This window comes from Sphingomonas sp. PL-96, from assembly GCF_020707215.1.
GTDB lineage: Bacteria > Pseudomonadota > Alphaproteobacteria > Sphingomonadales > Sphingomonadaceae > Sphingomonas.
Window position 1 is genome coordinate 1 of sequence record NZ_JAJFET010000001.1, and the last position, 20522, is coordinate 20522.

General features: G+C 69.2%; 20 protein-coding genes. 11 read left to right on the plus strand and 9 right to left on the minus strand.

Translation table 11 applies throughout. From position 1 onward, the window contains the following. The 4 genes from LK533_RS00005 to LK533_RS00020 form a co-directional block, all read right to left on the minus strand. Positions 1-219 (minus strand): hypothetical protein (locus tag LK533_RS00005; RefSeq protein WP_229360509.1); only part of this gene is annotated, 219 nt, incomplete at its 3' end. A 301-nt stretch (positions 220-520) separates the two neighbouring features. After that, positions 521-1363, minus strand: a complete 843-nt coding sequence (locus LK533_RS00010; protein WP_229360510.1) for a S1/P1 nuclease — start codon at positions 1361-1363, stop codon at positions 521-523. A gap of 224 nt (positions 1364-1587) precedes the next feature. Beyond that, positions 1588-2373, minus strand: coding sequence for an energy transducer TonB (locus tag LK533_RS00015; protein ID WP_229360511.1), 786 nt, complete (start codon positions 2371-2373; stop codon positions 1588-1590). 42 nt (positions 2374-2415) lie between these two features. After that, entirely contained in the window at positions 2416-3366 is a 951-nt protein-coding gene (locus tag LK533_RS00020) for an isoaspartyl peptidase/L-asparaginase family protein (protein ID WP_229360512.1), read from the minus strand. A gap of 168 nt (positions 3367-3534) precedes the next feature. Here LK533_RS00020 and ispG point away from each other — a divergent pair, with 168 nt between their 5' ends. The 4 genes from ispG to LK533_RS00040 are packed head-to-tail and all read left to right on the plus strand — an operon-like array spanning position 3535 to position 6450. Then, positions 3535-4659 (plus strand): flavodoxin-dependent (E)-4-hydroxy-3-methylbut-2-enyl-diphosphate synthase, encoded by a 1125-nt coding sequence (ispG, locus tag LK533_RS00025; protein WP_229360513.1) that lies wholly within the window; start codon positions 3535-3537, stop codon positions 4657-4659. Between the two features lie 58 nt (positions 4660-4717). Next, positions 4718-5614 (plus strand): DMT family transporter, encoded by an 897-nt coding sequence (locus tag LK533_RS00030; protein ID WP_229360514.1) that lies wholly within the window; start codon positions 4718-4720, stop codon positions 5612-5614. Next, on the plus strand, positions 5611-6078 hold the full coding sequence (locus LK533_RS00035; RefSeq protein ID WP_229360515.1) for a GNAT family N-acetyltransferase: 468 nt from the start codon (positions 5611-5613) through the stop codon (positions 6076-6078). Before LK533_RS00030 ends, LK533_RS00035 begins: the two co-directional genes overlap by 4 nt. Positions 6079-6093: 15 nt before the next feature. Continuing rightward, positions 6094-6450 (plus strand): TfoX/Sxy family protein, encoded by a 357-nt coding sequence (locus tag LK533_RS00040; protein WP_229360516.1) that lies wholly within the window; start codon positions 6094-6096, stop codon positions 6448-6450. A gap of 61 nt (positions 6451-6511) precedes the next feature. Here the strand turns inward: LK533_RS00040 and ppa are convergent, their stop codons facing one another. Together ppa and LK533_RS00050 are read right to left on the minus strand one after the other, a co-directional pair. Continuing rightward, on the minus strand, positions 6512-7090 hold the full coding sequence (ppa, locus tag LK533_RS00045) for an inorganic diphosphatase (RefSeq protein ID WP_229360517.1): 579 nt from the start codon (positions 7088-7090) through the stop codon (positions 6512-6514). 15 nt (positions 7091-7105) lie between these two features. Then, positions 7106-9028, minus strand: a complete 1923-nt coding sequence (locus LK533_RS00050; protein ID WP_229360518.1) for a M61 family metallopeptidase — start codon at positions 9026-9028, stop codon at positions 7106-7108. 124 nt (positions 9029-9152) lie between these two features. Here LK533_RS00050 and LK533_RS00055 point away from each other — a divergent pair, with 124 nt between their 5' ends. Further along, on the plus strand, positions 9153-10442 hold the full coding sequence (locus LK533_RS00055; protein ID WP_229360519.1) for a methyltransferase family protein: 1290 nt from the start codon (positions 9153-9155) through the stop codon (positions 10440-10442). 88 nt (positions 10443-10530) lie between these two features. Here the strand turns inward: LK533_RS00055 and LK533_RS00060 are convergent, their stop codons facing one another. From LK533_RS00060 to LK533_RS00070, 3 genes are read right to left on the minus strand one after another with little or no spacing between them, the layout of a single operon-like run. Then, complete coding sequence (locus LK533_RS00060; RefSeq protein WP_229360520.1) at positions 10531-11904, minus strand: glutamate--cysteine ligase; 1374 nt, start codon at positions 11902-11904, stop codon at positions 10531-10533. Between the two features lie 48 nt (positions 11905-11952). After that, positions 11953-12696 (minus strand): 16S rRNA (uracil(1498)-N(3))-methyltransferase, encoded by a 744-nt coding sequence (locus LK533_RS00065; protein WP_229360521.1) that lies wholly within the window; start codon positions 12694-12696, stop codon positions 11953-11955. A 32-nt stretch (positions 12697-12728) separates the two neighbouring features. Continuing rightward, a complete protein-coding gene (locus LK533_RS00070) occupies positions 12729-14468 on the minus strand; it encodes a GGDEF domain-containing protein (protein ID WP_229360522.1) in 1740 nt (579 codons plus the stop codon). Positions 14469-14729: 261 nt separating this feature from the next. Here LK533_RS00070 and ubiA point away from each other — a divergent pair, with 261 nt between their 5' ends. The 6 genes from ubiA to LK533_RS00100 all read left to right on the plus strand — a co-directional run bounded on the left by ubiA (position 14730) and on the right by LK533_RS00100 (position 20521). Further along, entirely contained in the window at positions 14730-15644 is a 915-nt protein-coding gene (ubiA, locus tag LK533_RS00075; protein WP_229360523.1) for a 4-hydroxybenzoate octaprenyltransferase, read from the plus strand. 50 nt (positions 15645-15694) lie between these two features. Further along, entirely contained in the window at positions 15695-17041 is a 1347-nt protein-coding gene (locus LK533_RS00080; RefSeq protein WP_229360524.1) for a TldD/PmbA family protein, read from the plus strand. After that, a complete protein-coding gene (locus LK533_RS00085) occupies positions 17034-17816 on the plus strand; it encodes an inositol monophosphatase family protein (protein ID WP_229360525.1) in 783 nt (260 codons plus the stop codon). Before LK533_RS00080 ends, LK533_RS00085 begins: the two co-directional genes overlap by 8 nt. Before the next feature lie 106 nt (positions 17817-17922). Continuing rightward, entirely contained in the window at positions 17923-19605 is a 1683-nt protein-coding gene (locus LK533_RS00090) for a pilus assembly protein TadG-related protein (protein WP_229360526.1), read from the plus strand. Between the two features lie 5 nt (positions 19606-19610). After that, entirely contained in the window at positions 19611-20117 is a 507-nt protein-coding gene (locus LK533_RS00095) for a TadE family protein (protein WP_229360527.1), read from the plus strand. Beyond that, on the plus strand, positions 20114-20521 hold the full coding sequence (locus LK533_RS00100; protein WP_229360528.1) for a TadE/TadG family type IV pilus assembly protein: 408 nt from the start codon (positions 20114-20116) through the stop codon (positions 20519-20521). Before LK533_RS00095 ends, LK533_RS00100 begins: the two co-directional genes overlap by 4 nt. The last annotated feature ends 1 nt before the right edge of the window (position 20522 follow it).

Here is a 20522-nt window from a genome sequence, read left to right on the forward strand (position 1 = left end):
CGGGGGCGGGGGCGGTGGCGCCGGCGGTGCCAGCGGATGGTAGATGCCGTCCGAGGTGTAATAGCCGTCGATGATGCCGTCGCCGTCGCGATCGGCAGCGACGCTGCCCGACACGGCGCCCGGCGGGGGCGGCGGAGCGGTGGCGACGGGCGGCTTCTTGGCACAGGCGCCCAGCGACACAGCGCCGGCGGCCAAGAGTAGCATGGCACGGAAACGCATCTTTATCCTCCCTTCAAGGACCGACCAACGCCTACGTGCGCTGGCCGTTCAGACCCCCGTAGAAAAACGGGACCCGCAGGTGGCGTCCCGGCGCCTTAACGGGAGGTGAAGCCTGGCGGTGGGCGAACGATCAGCCGTTCAGCCAGCGCGGCGACATGCGCAGAAGGCCGCGGTAGCCGTGCTCCCGCGAAGGCGGGAGCCCAGGGTTGCACGCGCTATCGGCCGTGGTTCTGCTGGACCCTGGATCCCGCCTGCGCGGGGATACGCGCCCTTGGAGGGGGAGGGCGTCAGCCGCCGAGCCTCAGGCGAAAACCTCGTCGAGCAGCCGTGCCAGGCGCAGCCCGCCGCGCTCGACCTGAAGCTGGGCGACCGGCACCAGCTTTTCGATCGTGGCGGCGTCCAGCGTCACGCGGCCTTCCGGCGCCGGCCCACAGGCGTTGCCGCCGTACGCCGGGGCATAGGCAGAGTCGCGGCTGACCTCCCAGCTTTCCCGGCTCCAGTCCTCGATGGTGCCGGCGGCGATGGTCGCGCGCTCCTCGGGGCTGTAACGCCGCACGATCGACGGCGGCGTGGAAATCGCGCGCTCGGCGAGCAGCCCGTCCCAGATGCTGTGCAGGTTCAGCCGCTCCGGCGCATAGCCGCCATACGCGGCCTTCACCCGATTGCCGCCCAGGTCGCCGCGGTCGCCCGCGTGCAGCGGCATGTGCAGGTCGCCGACAAAGTGGACCAGGAAGACCAGCGCCTGCACCCGCTCGCGCACCGGCACCTTGGGATCCTTCAGCAGCTTCAGGTCGCGCTCGATCTGCGCCGACACGCAATTGCCGTCCTTGCACGCCGATTTCAGGTCGAACGGCTTGCACACATCGACGTTCTGGTAATGCCAGGAATAGGCGTAGCTGAAGCGCTCCCCAAGCGGCTTCACGCAATCGGCCCAGACGCTTGCCTCCTCGATCGTGCGCGCCGGGCAGGTCGGGGTTTCCAGCAGCGCCTGCTGGCGCAGCAGCGCGTCGATCCTGGCGCGGGTCTGGGGCGTGACGTTGCGATAGGCGATCGTGGCGACGGTCTCATGCCCATATTCCCAATAGGCCTGGGCGGGCGAGGCGAGGAACACGAGGGCGAGCGCGAAGAGGAAGCGGCGAATCATGGAGGCGCCTTTAAGCCATTGCTGCGGTGCGCGGGAGTGGGGATGCGCGGGGTTCGATTTGAAGGGCCTGGAAAATCCCGTTCGTCCTCAACAGCGTACATCCGTTGGTCCTGAGTAGCCCTTGAGCGAAGTCGAAAGGGCGTATCGAAGGACGCTTTGATTTGGAGCTTCGGCGAGCCCGATCCTGCTCGAGACAAACGGGGTCCGCAGACTGAGGGCCTCCCCTACCGCTCCGAGTCCTCCGGGTGCGGGATCCAGCTGTGGTTCTCGAGGATGGTCGACGCCACTGCACGCCCCTCCGCATCGCGGGAGGGGTAGAAGCGGAAGCGGCGCTGGATTGCCCGACAGGTCATCGAGTCCAGTTCGGGATGACCGCTCGACGCGGTGACCTCGCAGTCGCCGACCCGGCCGTTGACCTCCACCACATAGCGCACGCCCACGGTGCCCCCGAGTCCCGCTGCCCAGAGTGCTTCCGGATAGTCGGCATCGCGCAGGTCGCCGCTGCGCCAGCGGGGCGGGGTCTCGCCTGCGCCGCCACCGCCGCCGCCATCGCCGTCCCCGCCGGCACCGCTGCCCGTCCCGCGGCCCACGCCGCCGCTGCCGGTGCCAGGCCCTGCGACCGGGGCCGCGCCGGTGGTGCGCTGGCTGCCGAGGCCGGCGATCTCGGCGGTCACTAGGGGCGGGGGCTGGACGACGATCGGCACCGGCGGGGCGACGATCTCGCTCGCCTTGCCGCGCAGATTGGCCGCAGAGGCGGCGCCTTCCGGCCGCGGCGCGGTGGCCCGCCTGGGCGCTTCATGGACCTCGCGCTTCGGCTTGGAGCGGATCGGTGGCGGCACCTCTGGCTCGGGTGTGGGCAGGATGCCGAACACGCTGGGTGCCTGCGCGGCGATCCGGCGCACGTCCACCGAAAGCCCGGCGATCAGTGCTGCGCCCAGCCCGATCGACACCGCCACTGCGGCAGCCGCGCCGCGCGCCCGCTCAGCCGGAGTGCTGCCGAACCCATGCATGCCGCCCCATGTGGGCGTGCCCGCGGCTCGGGCAAGGGTCGCTCAGCCCTCGTCGCCGTAGATCGCGACCAGGCGCTTGGCGTCAGAGGTCGCCTTGCCGCGGTACATGCCGGGGGTGTTGAAGCTCCACGTCGCCTCGCCGTTCGGCCCGGTGACGATCACACCGCCGGTGCCGCCCAGCGCCAGCGTCTCGGCCATCACCGTGTCGGCCGCCTGTTGCAGGCTCTCGCCCTTGAAGCGGATGCGCGCGCAGATCTCGTGCGCCACGCCCTCGCGGATGAAGAACTCGCCCGCTCCCGTGGCGGAGACGGCGCAGGCGCGGTCGTCGGCATAGGTGCCGGCACCGATCAGCGGCGAGTCGCCGACGCGCCCCCAGCGCTTGCCGGTAACGCCGCCCGTCGAGGTGGCGGCGGCGACATGGCCGGCCTGGTCGCGCGCGACCGCGCCGACGGTGCCGTATTTCATGTCGACGTCGAACCAGCCGAGCTTCTTGGCCTTGAGCTCATCGAGCTGCCGGCGGCGCTCGTCGGTGGCAAACCAGCTCGGGTCGACCTGCTCCAGCCCCTGTTCGGTCGAGAAGATGTCGGCGCCCTTGGCCGCGAGCAGCACGTGCGGGCTCTTTTCCATCACGGCGCGGGCGAGGCTCACGGGATGGCGCGTGCGGGTGACGCCGGCGACGGCCCCTGCGGCGCGGGTCGAACCGTCCATGATCGCGGCGTCGAGCTCGTTGGTGCCCTCATAGGTGAAGACCGCACCGCGGCCGGCGTTGAAGCTGGGATCGTCCTCCAGCACGTGGATCGCGGCTTCGACCGCATCGACGGCGCTGCCGCCCTTGGCGAGCACCGCTTCCCCCGCTGTCAGCGCGGCGTCGAGCCCGGCGCGCGCCGCTGCCTCGCGTTCGGGCGTCATGCGCGCGCGCTCGATCACGCCGGCACCCCCGTGGATCACCAGCGTCCAGCTGGGCTTCTGCTCGGCGGCGGCGGGAGAGGACATCAACAGGGCTCCGATCAACAGGGCAAGGCGCATCGTGCGGCTCCGGAAAGTCGGCCCGCTGTAGCAGACGGCACGATCCACGCCACCGGCTCCGCCTGCCTTTCGCCTGCCGTCCGGCGCGGCTATATGGGGGACAAGCCCCCCGAAGTCTCTGCGAGAAGATCCCCCATGTCCGTCCGCCCCTGGCGCGATATCGTCCGCCGCCCGAGCCGCCAGATCATGGTCGGCAACGTCCCCGTCGGCGGCGATGCGCCGGTGACGGTGCAGACGATGACCAACACGCCGACGCCGGACGTGCGCGCGACCGTGGAACAGATCCGCCGCTGCGAAGAGGCGGGCGTCGACATCATCCGCGTGTCCTGCCCGGACGTGGAATCGACGGCGGCGCTCAAGCAGATCGTGCGCGCGTCGCGGGTGCCGATCGTTGCGGACATCCACTTCCACTATAAGCGCGCGCTGGAAGCCGCCGACGCGGGTGCCGCCTGCCTGCGCATCAATCCCGGCAACATCGGCTCGTCCGAGCGGGTGGCGGAGGTGGTGCGCGCGGCCAAGGCCAATGGCTGCGCGATCCGCATCGGCGTCAACGCCGGCAGCCTGGAAAAGGACCTGCTCGAGAAATACGGCGAGCCGTGCCCGGAGGCACTGGTCGAAAGCGCGCTCGACCATATCAAGCTGCTCCAGGACCATGACTTCCACGAATACAAGGTCGCGGTGAAGGCGTCGGACGTGTTCCTGGCGGTCGCGGCTTATCAGGGCCTGGCCGAGGCAACCGACTGCCCGCTGCACCTGGGCATCACCGAAGCGGGCGGGCTGATCGGCGGCACCGTCAAGTCCTCGATCGGCATCGGATCGCTGCTGTGGTTCGGCATCGGCGACACCATTCGCGTCTCGCTCTCGGCCGAGCCCGAGGAGGAAGTGCGCGTCGGCTTCGAGATCCTGAAGGCGCTGGGCATCCGCAATCGCGGCGTGCGCGTCGTCTCCTGTCCGTCATGCTCGCGCCAGGGCTTCGACGTGATCCGCACCGTTCAGAAGCTGGAGGAGCGGCTGCAGCATATCCGCACGCCCATGTCGCTGTCGGTGCTCGGCTGCGTGGTCAACGGCCCGGGTGAGGCGCGCGAGACCGACATCGGCATCACCGGCGGGGGCAACGGCCGGCACATGGTCTATCTGTCCGGCGTCACCGACCATCATGTCGAGGATGCGGCCATGGTCGATCATATCGTCCGGCTGGTCGAGGCCAAGGCCGCCGAGCTCGAGGCGCAGGCCGCAGCGGTGGAGCAGGCGGCCGAGTAAGCGCCGCCAACCGCGGCCGGGGTGGACGGCGCGAGCGTTTGCCCGCATCCACCGCCCCATGACCCGGACCCACACCCCGCCTGCCGTCGCCTTTGCGGCGGCATCCGCGGGCATCGCCATCTATTCGTGCATGGACGCCCTGATGAAGGGGCTGAGCATCGCCAGCGGCGCGTACAGCGCGGTGCTGTGGCGCTCGGTCGCAGGCGTGCTGCTGACGGGCGCGGTGTTCCTGGCGCGGCGCCAGCCCTGGCCCGAGCGCCAGGCGTTGCGGCTGCACGTGCTGCGCGGGCTTGCGGCGGGGCTGTCGGTGCTGCTGTTCTTCTGGGGGCTTGTCCGCGTGCCGATGGCGCAGGGGGTGGCGCTCACCTTCCTGTCGCCGCTGATCGCGCTGTTCCTTGCCGCCGCAATGCTGGGCGAGCGGATCCGGCGCGCGGCCATTCTCGGCTCGCTGGTCGCCGCCGTTGGCGTGCTGGTGATCGCCTGGGGACAGGCGCAGGCGGGCGCCTCGAGCGAGGTGGTGCTGGGCGCGCTCGCGATCGTGCTCGCCTCCGTCCTCTATGCCTACAGCCTGATCCTGCTGCGGCAGCAGGCGCAGGTCGCCGATCCGCTGGAGGTGACGCTGTTCACCAGCCTGGTGATCGGCGTGCTGCTAGCGCTCGGCGCGCCCTGGCTGGCGGTGTGGCCGGCGAGCGACCAGCTGGCGCCGATCGTCGGTTCGGCGGTGCTGGGGTCGATCTCGGCGCTGCTGCTCGCCTGGTCCTATGGCCGGGCGGAGGCGCAGGTGCTGGCGCCGGTCGAATATACCGCCTTTGTCTGGGCCGCGCTGCTCGGCTATCTCGTGTTTGACGAGCGGGTGTCGCCGTTCACGATCGCAGGCGCGCTGTTGATCGTCGGCGGCTGCCTGGTCGCGGTGCGCGGCGCATCGCCGGTACCGCAGAGCGAGGCAGGGGCATGACGACGATCCGATCCGCGACCTCAGATGACGCCGGGCTGATCTTCGGCTTCGTGCGCGACCTGGCGCGTCACGAGGGTGCCGAGGCCCAGCTGGTGGCGACCGAACCGCTGCTGCGCGCCGCGCTGGACGCCCGCGAGGTCGAGGCGGCGATTGCCGGGAAGCACGGCGAGCCGGTGGGCGTCGCGCTGTTCTTTCACAAGCATTCAACCTGGGGCGGCTGGAACGGCCTCTATCTTGAGGACCTGTACGTCACGCCCGACGCACGCGGGACGGGCGCGGGCAGGGCGCTGCTCGCCCATGTCGCCGAACTCGCCGTCGCGCGCGGGTGCACGCGGGTCGAATGGGCAGTGAGCGACAGCAACCTGGCGGCCGCCGGCTTCTACCGCAGCCTGGGCGCCGAGCCGATGGGCTGGCGCATCTATCGCGTCTCGGGCGAGGCGCTGACACGGCTGGCGAGGACTTAGGCAGGGAGGGGCGGCATGGCCGTCGATGCAGGGCTGATCGAATGGGTGGCGGAGGCGCTGGCGCCGGTCGGCCATGTCACCTCGCGGCGGATGATGGGCGGGGCGACGCTCTATTGCGACGGCACGATCTTTGCGATCGGGTTCGACGATGGGCTCTGGTTCAAGGCGGATGCCGGGAGCGACGCGGCTTGGGACGCGGCCGGCTGCGCGCGCTTCACCTATGCCAAGGGCGACGGCACCACCGGATCGATGAACTACCGCCGCGCGCCCGACGACGTCTATGACGATGCGGACGCGATGCGGGAGTGGGCCGGGCTCGCGTTGGCGGCGGGGGCGCGCGCACCGGCGCCGAAGCGCAAGAACAAGCGCTGAAACGACGAACCCCGCCGGCACCTAGGTGCCGACGGGGTCCGGATCACGTGTTGCTCGGCGTTCAGTCGCGGCCGGGCACGTCGTGGTCGAGCGGTTCCTCGCCCGCCGCCTTGGCGGCGTTGTAGCGGTCGATCGCCTCCAGGGTGATGCGCGCGGCTTCGGCGGCGTCGCCCCAGGTGCCGACGCGCACCCACTTTTCCTTCTCCAGGTCCTTGTAGTGGGTGAAGAAGTGCTCGATCTGCTGGAACACGATTTCCGGCAGATCGGCGCGGCCACCGACCTTGGTGTAGTAGGGGAAGGTCGAATCCACCGGCACGCAGACCAGCTTCTCGTCGCCGCCGGCTTCGTCTTCCAGGTTCAGGACCGCGATCGGACGCGCGCGCACCACGCAGCCCGGGATGAACGGCGTGCGCGACACGACCAGCGCGTCGAGCGGATCGCCGTCCGGCGACAGCGTGTGCGGCACGAAGCCATAGTTCGCCGGATAGCGCATCGGGGTGTGGAGGATGCGATCGACGAACAGCGCACCGGACGCCTTGTCGAACTCATACTTCACCGGCTCGCCACCGGTCGGCACCTCGATGATGACGTTCAGGTCTTCCGGCGGGTTCTTGCCCACCGGCACCATGTCGATCCGCATGTCGTATAGTCCCCTTTACTTGGCGGCGAGCAGGCGATCGAGGCCCGTCTCACCCTGTCCGGTCTTTTCCAGACGCGGATAGCGCAGGCCATCGTGATAGTCGATTGCCACGTCACGCAGCTTGTCGCCGTTCTTGACCAGCAGGCGGACGGGCGTGCGGTTGCCCTTGGACGCGGTCACCGCCGCCTTCAGGCGGTCGGCGCTGTAGCTTTCGCCGTTCACCGCGACGATGCTGCTGTCGACGGTCATCCCAGCGTCGAATGCCGGGCTGCCCCAGCTGACCGAGTTGACCGAGCCCGACTTGCCCGTGACGATCCCCAGCGAATAGCTGAGGTCGGCCTGGTCGCGGGTGCGATCGTTGTTGACGAAATAGGGCGTCGGCTGGTCGCTGTAGACCAGGCGATAGCCGTTGTTGGTAAAGCCGGCGAGCGGCGCACGCTGCGACACGCCGTTGACGCGGCTGTTGAGGAAATCGGCCCAGTCATAGGGCTGGATGCCGTTCAGCGTCTTCACCACGTCGTCCAGCGTGTAGGTGAGCACGCCCCAGTCGCCGTCGCGAACGCCGAAGAAGGCGCGGGCGAAATCGTCGATGCTCTTGGTGCCGCCCGACTGCTGGCGCAGCATGGAATCGACCTCCATCCAGATCAGCAGGCCCTCGTTGTAATAGTCCTCCGAGCGCTGCCAGCTGGTCCAGCCCTTGGGTCGGCGCGCCGAGATGATCGGGTCGTTGGTGGTATCGACCAGCGGGCGCCATTCCCGCGCACGACGCGTATCGAGGCTCGCTGCGATCGCGGCATAGGCGTCCAGCGTGTCCTGCTTGGTGACGATGCCAGAGCGCGCCTGCAGCACATAGCCCCAGAACTGGGTCTGGCCCTCATAGACCCACAGCAGCGAGTTGCGCATGGGCGTGCGGTAGTCCGGCGTCCACAGGTCGGCGCCGCGGCGGAACTTGCCGTCCCAGCTGTGGGTGTATTCGTGCGGCAGGAGGTTGCGGCTGCCGGCACCCTCGTTCCACTTGGTGAAATAGCCCGGCTTCACGCCGTTTTCGGAGCTGCGATGATGCTCCAGGCCGATGCCGCCCATGGTGTCGGTGATCGCCAGCAGGAACTCGTACTTGTCGTAGTGCTGGGCGCCGAACACGCGGGTCGCCTGCTCGACCAGGCGCTTGTGCGCGTCGATCTGTTGCGGGGTGGCGTTCAGCTCTTCCGGGCTGTCGGCAAAGACGTTGAGGTCGACGCGCGGCGACAGCGCCCACTCGCGATAATATTTGCCCGCGAAGGTCGGCGAGTCGACCAGCGTTTCATAGCTGGTGCGCTGGTAGGAATAGGTCGAGCCGGTGGCGGTCGACGGCAGGCCTGCCGCAGCGCTCCAGCCGGCCGGGTATTTGGCGACCGCCTGGATCGGGATGCGACGGGTGAAATAGCCCGCCGGATAGAGGCTGACCGAGTTCCACTGGAGGTTCAGCATGGTCGGGGCTGCGACCACGCGGCCCTGGTCGCCGGCGGTCGCCGACAGGAACTGGAAGGAAACGTCCAGCTTCTTGGCGCCGGCCGGCACGTCGATGTGGAAGGCGAACACGTCTTCCGGATCGCGGATCCAGGGAAGGACCTTGCCGTTGGCGCGGATTACCAGCCCGGCCAGCTTCTCGATCTCGCCGCGCGGGCTGTGCGCGCCCGGCAGCCACTTCGGGAACAGCAGCGCCATCGGGCCCGCGTCGGCAACGGGAATCGTTTCCTTCACGTTGAAGATGCCGCGCTGGATGTCGGTCGCGTCCACTTCCAGCAGGAGGGTGCCGGGATAGTCGATGTCGCGCGGCGCCGGGATGGTGTCCGTGAAAGGCACCGGCTGCGGCTGGCTGTTGCCGGCGGGGTTCAGCTGCGCATGGGCGGGAACGGCAGAGGCAAGCAACAGGGCGGCAAACGCAGAATTGCGAAACATGGCGGCCTTTCAGCGGGTTGGAATGAGGATGTGTAACGACATATCGCAGCTCCCGTCCAGCCTGTCGCAGCATGGGACGATGATTCCGGCTTCGATCCGCCTGCGTGCGCGGCTAGGGTGCGACATGGCTTCGACCCTAGCGCCTCCGCCTGCCGACGCTGCCGGCATCTCCGGCCAGCGCCCGCGGTCCGCGGTGAGCGTGGGCACGGGGGCCGCCGGCATGATCGGGCTGCTCGCCTGGGTGGCGGTCGCACGTCACTATGGCATGGACGGGCCGTTCTCGGCGCTGGTCAACCTTCTCGCCTGCGGGCTGCCGATGCTCGCCTGGTCGGTGCTGGTCGACAAGGTGCACCGCAATTCGTCCACCGGGCTCGACTGGAGCCGCGCTCGTCCCGTGCAGGAGACTGCGCGAGTCAGCGCGGTGAAGCTCGTCGGGCTGTGGGCGACCTGGGCGGGCATCGCCACGCTCTACGTGACCGGCCGCTTCTACTGGGACGGCGGCTTCGGCTTTGCCATGTGGTGCTTCGGCTACGCCGCGCCGGTCTTGTTCGTGCTGTCGATCCCGTACGTGCTGTGGCTCGACCGCCACCTGGTGGAGCCGCGCGACGGCTGCTGGGCGTTCGGCGCCTGGCTGCTGCACCTGGGCGAGCCCATCGAGCACGAGGCGATCTATAACCATCTGCGATCCTGGGCGGTGAAGGCGTTCTTCCTGGCCTTCATGCTCGGCATCGTGCCGGGCGGCTTCCGCGAGTTCGTGAATACCGACGCCGCCGTCGCGCTGCGCGATCCGGTGGCGCTGGCGCAGTGGCTGATCACCTTCATGTTCCTGGTGGACGTGGCTTTTGCGACCTGCGGCTATATCCTGGCGCTGCGGCCGATCGACACGCACATCCGCTCGGCCAATCCCTATGCGGCCGGCTGGGTCGCGGCGCTGATCTGCTATCCGCCGTTTGTGCTGATGGGCGACGGCGGCCCGCTCGACTATCATCCTGGCGGGGCGGAATGGACGCACTGGTTCGCGGGGCACCCGGTGATCCTGGCGGCGATCGGGGCGGTGCTGGTGGGGCTGACGTTCGTCTATGCCTGGGCGACGGTGGCGTTCGGGTTGCGCTTTTCCAACCTCACCAACCGCGGGATCATCACCAACGGGCCGTACGCTTGGAGCCGCCACCCGGCCTATCTGTCGAAGAACCTGTTCTGGTGGCTGGTGAGCTGGCCGATGCTGGTGACGACGGGCAACTGGCTCGACGCGTTCCGCAACACCGCGATCCTGGGGCTGGTGAGCGGCGTCTACTACTGGCGCGCCCGCACCGAGGAGCGCCACCTGCTCGCCGATCCGGAGTACCGCGCCTACTATGACTGGGCGGGTCGCAACGCGGTCGTGCCGCGGTTCTTTCGGTGGCTGGCAGGATAACAGCGCCGTGCTCCTGCGCAGGCAGGAGCCCAGGGTTCCAGGCGGGATCGTTCGTGGCCCTGGACTCCCGCTTTCGCGGGAGTACGAATCAGAACGTCAGTTCGTCGTACACCCGCGTGACGTCGCCGTCCCAGCTGCTGCCATAGCGGTCGAGCAGCTGCTGCGACGGCACGCGGCCGTCACGCACCACGTCGCGAAGGGGCGTGAGGAAGCCGGTTTCGTCGTCTCCAGCCGCGTCCAGCCGCCCGCGCGCCTTCAAGCCCGCGCCGGCAATGTCGAGCACTTCGCGCGCAATGTCGCGCAGCGTGCCCCTGTCGCCGAGCGGCGCATCCAGCCCCAGCCGCGGCACCGAGTCGCGCAGCGCCTGGCGAGTCTCCAGGCTCCAGTCCTTGACGAGGTCCCAGGCGGCGTCGAGCGCGCCCTGGTCGTAGAGCAGGCCGACCCAGAGTGCCGGCAGCGCGCAGATCCGGCCCCAGGGGCCGCCGTCGGCACCGCGCATCTCCAGAAAGGTCTTGAGCCGTACTTCGGGGAAGGCGGTGGAGAGATGGTCGGCCCAGTCGTCCATCGTCGGCAGCTCGCCGGGGAGGACGGAGAGCTCGCCCTTGAGGAAGTCGCGGAAGGAGAGGCCGGCCGCGTCGATATACTGGCCGTCGCGGTAGACGAAGTACATCGGCACATCGAGGGCGTAGTCGGCGTAGCGTTCGTAGCCGAAGCCATCCTCGAACACGAACGGCAGCATGCCGGTGCGGTGCGGATCGGTGTCCGACCAGATGTGGCTGCGGTACGAGAGCATGCCGTTGGGCTTGCCTTCAGTGAAGGGCGAATTGGCGAACAGCGCGGTCGCGAGCGGCTGGAGCGCAAGGCCGACGCGGAACTTCTGCACCATGTCCGCCTCCGACGCATAGTCGAGGTTCACCTGGATGGTGCAGGTGCGCAGCATCATGTCGAGACCCATGCTGCCGACGCGCGGCATGTGGTTGAGCATGATCTTGTAGCGGCCCTTGGGCATGATCGGCAGCTCGGCGCGGGTCTTGTCCGGCCACATGCCGAGGCCCAGGAAGCCCAGGCCCAGCTTTTCGCCGACGGCCTTTACCTGTTGCAGGTGGCGGCCGGTTTCGCCGCAGGTCTGGTGCAGGTTCTCGAGCGGCGCGCCCGAAAGCTCGAGCTGGCCGGCGGGCTCCAGGCTGACCGTGCCGTCCTTGCCGGCAAGCGCGATGACCTTGCCGTTCTCCTCGATCGGCGTCCAGCCGAACTCGGTCAGCGCCATCAGCAGGTCGCGGATGCCGCCGGGCTCGTCATAGCTGGGCGCACGATGGTCGCTGGTGCGGAACACGAACTTCTCGTGCTCCGTGCCGATGCGCCAGCGTGCGGCAGGCTTCTCGCCGCCTGCGAAATAGCCGATCAGCTGGTCGCGGGTCTCGATGACCGCTGCGCTGGTTTCCGAAACGGTCTTGGTGCTCATGGGCTGCGCCCATAGGGGGTGCTGCGGTGCGGCGCCAGCGCCGTTTTGCTACCAGTCGCCGGCGCTTGCCATCCAGACGCTGATCGCCGCCGCCGCCGCGGTCTCCGCGCGCAGGATGCGCGGGCCCAGCGTCAGCCCGTGCGCCTGGGGCAGGGCGCGGATCGCCTCGCGCTCCTCCGCGTCGAAGCCGCCCTCCGGCCCGATCAGCACCGCGCCCGGCCCGCGATGCGCGGCCATGGTCGCCGCCGCCGGGGCGCCGCCGGTTTCGTCTGCGAAGAACAGCGCGCGCTCGGCCGGCCAGTCGCGCAGCAGCGCGGCGAGCTTCACCGGCTCGGCAAGCTCGGGCAGCGCGGTGCGGTCGCACTGCTCGGCGGCCTCGACCGCATGGGCGCGCAGCCGGTCGAGGTTGAGCCGGTCGACCACGGTGCGGCGGGTGAGCACCGGAACGATACGCGCGACACCCAGCTCGCACGCCTTTTCCACCGTCCAGTCGATGCGCCCCTTCTTGAGCGGCGCGGCGCACAGCCACAGGTCGGGCACCGGCTCGCGCGGGCGCAGCTGGTCGGTGACCTGCAGGGTGAGGTCGCGCTTGCCGGCGTGGGCGACGGTCGCGAGCCACTCGCCGGTGCGGTCGTCGAACAGCTTGACCGGATCGCCCGGCTTCGCGCGCAGCACCGACAGCAGGTAATGCGCCTGCAGCCCGTCGATGCGGATCGCGGCGTCGGGCGTGATCGTCTCGTCCAGGAACAGGCGCGGAGTGGACTGCGGCGGCCAGGCGGGAGTTGCGGGCATGGCGGCGGTGTTAGGCGAAGCGCGGCGGTTCGTCACGCCATCGTCAACCCGGCGTCCGCCATCACGATGCGGGCACGCCCTTCCTTCTTTGCCTGGTACATGGCGGCATCCGCGCGTTCGGTCGCACGATCGATCGTGTCTGCCGGGTCGACGCGATAGACGCCGACGCTGAGGGTTACCGCCACCGCAAGGTCGTCGCCCAGCTCGATCTCGCTCGCGCACACCGTCTTGACCACCCGGGCGGCGATCGCCTCCAGGCTTTCGGGTGCGTGACCCGGCAGCAGCACGATGAACTCGTCCCCGCCCCAGCGGCCGCACAGGTCGGCCGGGCGCAGCGTCTGCTGGATACGCCGGGCGATCTCCGCCACCACCGTATCGCCCGCGACATGGCCGAAGCGGTCGTTGATCTGCTTGAACCGGTCGACGTCGATCAGCAGCAGGCCCATGGTCGCCGCCCCGCGGCTCCCCTGCATCTTGTCGAAGGCAGCCACGAAGCCGCGGCGGTTCGCAACACCCGTCGCCGAATCGCGATAGGCCAGCTGCTCGAGCTCGAGCGTGCGCTCGCGGACGCGTGCCTCCAGCGAACGCGTCTGTTCCGCTACCGCATGCGCCATCGCCGCGAACCGGCGCGACAGCCGGCCGATCTCGTCGTCACGGCGCAGGTCCAGCTGTTCGGCGGGCTGGAAATTGCCGCGTTCCGCTTCGGTGACGCTCATCTCCAGCAGGCGAAGCGGATCCAGCACCACCCGCTTGAACATCGCCACCGCCAGTGCGCCGCCCAGCAGCAGCATCAGCACGATCAGCGCCGCCAGCGGTCCGAACAACCACCGGTCCACCATCGCGCTGGGATCCATCACAGTCACATTGTACCAGTCGAGCCCGTCGAGATAGCCGACGCCGACCAGCACCCGCTTGCCGCCCATCTTCAGGAAGTCGGAACGCGCCGGCGCCTTGCCGGAGGCGACATCGGCCATCATCGCGCGCAGCAGTTCGCGGTCCGTGCGGCTGACCATGTCGAACACGGTCGCGGCAGCGATGTGGCGACCGTGGGAGGCACGGCTGACCAGGCGCGGGTCCCGGTGCGCCTGCACGGCACCGGTGCGGTCGACGAAAAAGGTCGAGACGCCCGGCTGCGTATCGGCCAGAGCTTCGCGCACAAAGGCGGACAGGTCGACCGCCGTGCCGGTGATGCCCAGCGCCTTGCCCTGATCGCGCACCACGCAGTTGACGAACACGCGCGTGCGCAAGGCGAGATCGTCGGAATCGACGTTCAGCTGGCAGTCGCGCGGCCGGGCAAGCGTGTCAAAGAACCAGCGATCCCGGTCCTTGCCGCGCTGAAGGGTCAGGCGCGGGTGATCGGCCGTATAGCCGCTGCCGGCCTCTTCGTAATAATAGGCGCGCGTTGCTGCCGAACCGACGAAAAACGTGCCTCCGGCCGAAAGCTGGACGACCCGCCGCAACTCGGCAATCGCGACCTGCCGCTTGGCGGAACTCTGCTCGTCGCGCAGCCAGCGGATCAGCGCCTGCGATCGCGCGTTGGTTTGCGCAAGCGCGACGTCGCGCTGCAGCGTGCCCAGCCCGCGCGCACGATCATACAGGACCTGGCGTTCGGCCAGGCCCGTGCCGAGCCGCGCCAGCGTCATGTCCACCACGCGATCGAACGCCAGGAATCCAGCCGCAGCCAGCAGGCCGATCAGCAGCAGTCCGACCAGCAGCACGCGTGCGGTCAGGCTTGCGGCAATCGTCCGCCAGAACCCCCTGAAGGGGAGCATCTCGTTCGACGCGATCGTCCGTCTCCTGGAACCGGTGCTTCTCTCGGCGCCGTTCCAGGGCCTCATGCACGTACAGCTATAGATAGGTTAGTCTGGAAGGTGGGGCAACGCGGCACCGCCCGGATGTTTCCCGTGTTTGCGATCGGCCGAGCCGTGCAAGCCCATTCGATTTGTGGCAGCAGGGCGAATGATTTCCGTTCCTTTCCCGCTGCAGCAGCCGCTCTTGCTTCCACCCTTCCTCCGTGTCGAGGATTGCGCGCGATGACCGCAGCCGTCGAGATCGTGCCCGACAGCGAGCATCGCGGACTGGTCGGCCGGCTGCCGGCGCGGCTGAGGCCTTTTGCGCTGCTCGCGCGGTTCGACCGGCCGATCGGCTGGTGGCTGTTGTTCTGGCCCGGCGCCTGGGCAATCGCGCTTGGCGGGCAGGCGATCGCGCGCTGGGACATGATCGCCTGGTTCCTGCTCGGAAGCATCGCGATGCGGGGCGCGGGCTGCGTCTACAACGACATCGTCGACCGTGACCTCGACCGGCAGGTGGCGCGCACCCGCAGTCGCCCGCTCGCAAGCGGGGCGGTGTCGCTGAAGGCCGCCTGGGCCTGGCTGCTGATCCTGTGCGTGGTGGGGCTGGTGGTGCTGGTGCAGCTGCGCCTGCCCGCCGCGATCGTCGCGGTATCGAGCATCGTCTTGGTCGCCGCCTATCCATTCATGAAGCGGATCACCTGGTGGCCGCAGGCCTGGCTTGGCATCGTGTTCAGCTGGGCAGCGCCGGTCGGCTGGGTGGAGGTGACCCACGGCAGCATCGTGCCGATGCTGCTGCTCTATGCCGGGTCGATCACCTGGGTCGTCGGCTATGATACCATCTACGCGCTGCAGGACGTGGAGGACGATGCGCTGGTGGGCGTCCGCTCGTCTGCGCGGCGGATGGGCAGCAAGGTGCGCCCGGGTGTCGCCATCCTCTATCTCCTGTCGCTCGCGTGCTGGGCGGGTGCCTTCTGGCAGGTGTTCCCGACTCCGCTCGCGCTTCTCGCGCTGCTGCCGATGGCACTGCACCTGGGGTGGCAGGTGGCGACGCTCGATGCTGGGGACGGGCACAACACGCTGGCGCGCTTCCGCAGCAACCGCAACGCCGGATTGCTGATGTTCCTCGCCTGCCTGGTGGTAGGCACTGCAGCCTGAATCGCCGGCACGGCTTTGACCTTGGAGCCTGGGCTCCCTAAGTCGCTGGCATGCAGAACCCCGAACAGGCGCAGGCTCGCGCCGCGCAGGCGATCGAGCGTGCCCGCGCTCGCGGCGCCGATGCCGCCGATGCCATTCTGATTGCCGATACGGCGCTGTCCGTCTCCGTGCGCCTGGGGGCGCTGGAGGACGTCGGCCGGTCCGAGGGCGGCGAGCTGGGCCTGCGCGTCTTTGTCGGCAAGCGCTCGGCAAGCGTCGCCACCTCGGACCTGTCGGACGCCGCGTTGGACGAAGTGGCCGAGCGCGCGGTCGCGATGGCGCGGCTCGCGCCGGAGGATGCCTGGGCAGGGCTGGCGCCGGCCGAGCGGCTGATGAAGGGCGCCGCGCCGCTGCTCGACCTGGACGATGGTGCCGAGGTGTCGCCCGAGCAACTCAAGGCACAGGCGCTGGCAGCAGAAGACGCGGCGCGCGCTGTCGCCGGTGTCACCAATTCGGAAGGGGGCAGCGCCAGCGCCAGCCGCGTGGTGGTGGCGCTCGCCACCAGCCACGGCTTTGCCGGCAGCTATGCGGTCACCAGCCACGGCGTTTCGGCCAGTGTGCTTGCGGGCAGCGGGTCGGGCATGCAGCGCGACTATGCCTATCACAGCGCCCGGCATCGTGCCTCGCTCGACCCCGCCGAGGAAATCGGGCGGCTGGCGGGCGAGCGTGCGGTCGCGCGGCTCGATCCGGCGCGGATCGCATCGGGGCCGATGCCGGTGGTGTTCGACCCGCGCGTGGGCGCCAGCCTGCTCGGCCATCTGACCGGCGCGATCGCCGGGCCGGGCGTGGCGCGCGGCACGAGCTTCCTGCGCGATGCGCTCGGCACGGCGGTGTTCGCGCCTGGCGTGACCATTCGCGACGATCCGCACCGCCCGCGGGGTCTGCGCTCACGGCCGTTCGACGGCGAGGGGCTGCCGGTGTCGCCGCTCGCCATCGTCGAGGACGGCGTGCTGCAGAGCTGGCTGCTCGAAAGCGCCTCGGCCCGCCAGCTGGGGCTGGAGCCGACCGGCCATGCGACTCGCGGCATCGGCGGCGGGCCCGGCGTCGGCACCAGCAACCTCTACATGGATGCCGGGCGCATCTCGCGTGAGGCGATGATCGGCGACATCGCGCACGGCGTGCTGGTGACCGAGTTGATCGGCCAGGGCGTCAACGGCGTGACCGGCGACTATAGCCGCGGCGCGGCGGGCTTCCTGATCGAGAATGGCGAGCTCACGCGGCCGGTGGCCGAAATCACCATCGCCGGCAATCTGCGCCAGATGTTTGCAGCGCTGGTGCCGGCAAGCGACCTGGAGTTCCGCCACGGCGTCAACGTGCCGACGTTCCGGATCGACGGGATGACGGTCGCGGGTGGCTGACACGCTGCTCGACCGACTGGCCGGGATCGCCGGCGAAGCGGCAGCGCTGGCGCATGCGCGCGCGTCCACCGACTTCGAGCGGTGGGAAAAGGCGCCGGGCAATCCGGTGTGCGAGATCGACTTGGCTGTCGACGCATTCCTGCGCGAGCGGCTGAGCGCGCTGCTTCCGGACGCCGGCTGGCTGTCCGAGGAATCGGCCGACGACCATGCCCGGCTCGCCTGCCGCCGCGTTTGGATCGTCGATCCGATCGACGGTACACGCGACTATATCCGCGGCCGGCCGGGCTGGTCGGTGTCGATCGCACTGGTCGAGGACGGCCAGCCGGTGCTGGGCGTGCTGGACGCGCCGGCCCGGCACGAACGCTGGCGCGCTGCGGCGGGCGAAGGCGCGTGGCGCAATGGCGTGCGGCTGAAGGCGAGCGACGTAGCCGAGATGGCGGGCGCGCGCACGCCCGTAGACGCGCTGCCCAAGGCGGATCGCGATCTGGTGGCGGTGGCAAAGCCAAACTCGATTGCGCTGCGCATGGCAATGGTCGCGGCTGGCGAGGCGGACCTGCTCGCCACCTTCCGCTGGGGCAATGAATGGGACGTGGCGGCCGCCGTGCTGCTGCTGCGCGAGGCGGGGGCAGCGGTGACCGATGCCCTGGGCAAGCCGCTGCGCTTCAACACCCCGCGCGCGCAGGCATTCGGGGTGCTCGCGACCGCACCCAGGCTCCACGCCTCCGCGATCGAACGGCTGCGACCGCGCGCAATCGCAGCCCTGGGGCGCCGCTAACCCGAAAATACAGTGCACCGCACAAGAAACCGCTCGACCTTGATCTATGTTTAGAACAAGGATCGGAGTGGTCCCGAATTGGTAGGGACCCGAGGATGGTGCGCACGTGGGGGTCGAGTCCGGTCTAGGTTGGTTTGGGGCGTGTCTCGCCAATCTCGTTCGCGACGTGCGTGGCAGCGTCAGCGTCATCGGCGTATTCGCGCTGGTCGCCCTTGTTGGCATTGCTGCGCTGTCGATCGAACTGGGCCAGGGCTATCGGGCAAAGCTCGCGCTTCAGGGCGCTGCGGATGCGGCTGCGCTTGGCGCGGCGCACGCCTATGCGGCGTCGCCGACCGAGTTAATCCTGAACGCCACAGCCGAAGACGTGGCACGCGCCAATGGCCTGGCGATCGGCAATGTCTCGGTGTTCCACCGGCCCAACTACAGCAGCACGGTCCCCGATGCGGTGGAGGTGCAGCTGCGCACGTCGATCCCCCTGTTCTTCGCGCGGATCTTTTCTGCCGAAACAAGCTATGGCGTGTCAGTGTCTGCAGTGGCGTCCCTGCCGACGGAGACGACGCCGCCTTGTATCCTGGCGCTTGCGAACAGCGGGGGTCTCACGCTGTCGGGCGGTACCTCCCTGTCCGCCTCGCACTGTGCGGTCGTGTCCAACAGCAGCATCAGCGTCACCGGCGGATCCACCCTTACGGCCAAGTCGACCCTGTCCTCCGGCGCGTCGTCCGCGAGCGGCGGCAGCCGACTTTCGGCGGAGACCATCACCTATGGCACCACGGTGAGCGGCGTGACGGGCAAGACCGTTCGCCAGGCGAACAGCACCAGCGATCCGCTCGCCAGCAATGCCGCGCTGACAGCGGCGTTCGACCGGCTGGGCATGAGCACGACCCCCGTCATGCCGAGCGGGACGTACGAGGACCTGACCCTCGGCTATAATCCCACCACAATGACCTTTCAGGGGCATGTTGGTACCCTCACCGGCGACAATGTCTGGCACTTTCCAGCCGGTGACTACAAAATTCGGGCGCTCAACGTCGGCAGCCTGAAACTCGTCATCGAGGGACCGTCCACCATTTCGGTGAGCAGCGGCGTGACGGTCGGCGGGGGTGGGGGGATCGCGTTCGGCGACGGTGACGTGACCGTGAAGGGCGCGATGGTGATCGGCGGTGGCGCAAATGTCTCCTTTGGCGCCGGCGCCCATGTCATCGGAAGCGATGGTGCCGGCAAGGCGATCGAGCTCGGCGGCGGCAGCACGCTGTCCTTCGGCGACGGACCATTCAGCGCCGACGGCGCGATCGTGACGGTCGGCGGCACCACGCTCACATTCGGCGCGACCGCCAACCACTATATCAACGGCAACCTCACCCTGGCGGGCAGCTCGATTTTCGGGGCCGGCACCTACACGATCAACGGCAACTTCACCAACGGCACCGGCGGCGCCATGACCGGCAGTAATGTGAGCTTCATCCTGGCGGGCACGCTGAACCTGGCCGGCGGCACGTCGATGAACGTGGCGGCGCCCGGCAGCAACTCAGGCACCGGCATTGCCGACATCCTGTTCGCCACCCGCAGCACGGCGGCGACCGTGCTCGGCGGTGGTGCCCAGACCATCCTGTCGGGCGTGGTCTATGCCCCCAATTCCGACGTCAGCATGAGCGGCGGGGTCAGCGCGTCGGGCAATTGCTTCTCGCTGATCGCGCGGACGATCAAGATCGAGAGCGGGCCCACCGCCGCCACCGCCTGTCCGACGCTCGGCAGCGGCGGGCTGAGCGGCAGCGTGGGGCTGATCCGATGAGGGGCATGCAGCGCCTCCGGACGCTTCGGCGCGCGCGGACGGGCGCGGCGACGGTCGAGTTCGCGCTGTGGAGCATCCTGATCTTCGCGGCCCTGCTGCCGTGCCTGGACTTCGCGCTCTATCTCACCAACGCCGGCCGGCTGAGCACGGCGGTGCACCAGGGCGCCATGCTCGCCTACAAGGCGCGGGACAGTGCGATCGATGAGGGGCAGCTGATCCGTTACGTCCAGGCCAGCAGCGGGCTGCAGGCGGGCACCGTCAGCGCGACGGTTCGCTGCAACGGCGGCACGCAAAGCTGCACCGCATCGGTCGCCACCCGGACCTGCACCTGCATCACGGCGACAACACCGGTGAGCTATGCGGCCACGGCCTGCACTGCGACCTGTTCGAGCGGGGCCAAGCCGGGTTTCTACTTGACGCTGCAGGCAAACCACCGTCACCGCTCCCTCTTCCCGGACCCGTGGCTCGACGGCCGCGAGCTGTCGCAATCGACCACGGTGCGGCTGCAATGATCCGCGCCTTTCTTCGCTCCCGGCGCGGCGCGTCGGCGGTGGAGTTCGCGCTGGTCGCGCCGGTGCTGCTCGCCTTCATCCTGCTGCTGATCGAGGGCGGGCGGATGCTGTGGACGCAGCAGGCGCTTCAGGAGGTTGCTTCCGCCACCGCGCGGTGCCTGGCGCTTGGCGCCGAAGGCTGCGAGACGCCCGCCGCAGCAGCGCAGTTCGCCCGCGCGCGCGGACCCGCGCGCGGCATCTCGCTTGTCGGGGCGACCATCACGCCGCGTCTGAACCAGACGTGCAATGGGACAGCCGGCATGGCTCAGGTCGCGATTGTGCTGCCCTTCCAGGTCGCAGGCGGGCTGCTCCCCGGCGGCCCGAGCGAACTGGACGCCAGCGCCTGCTATCCCGCCCTTTCCTGAT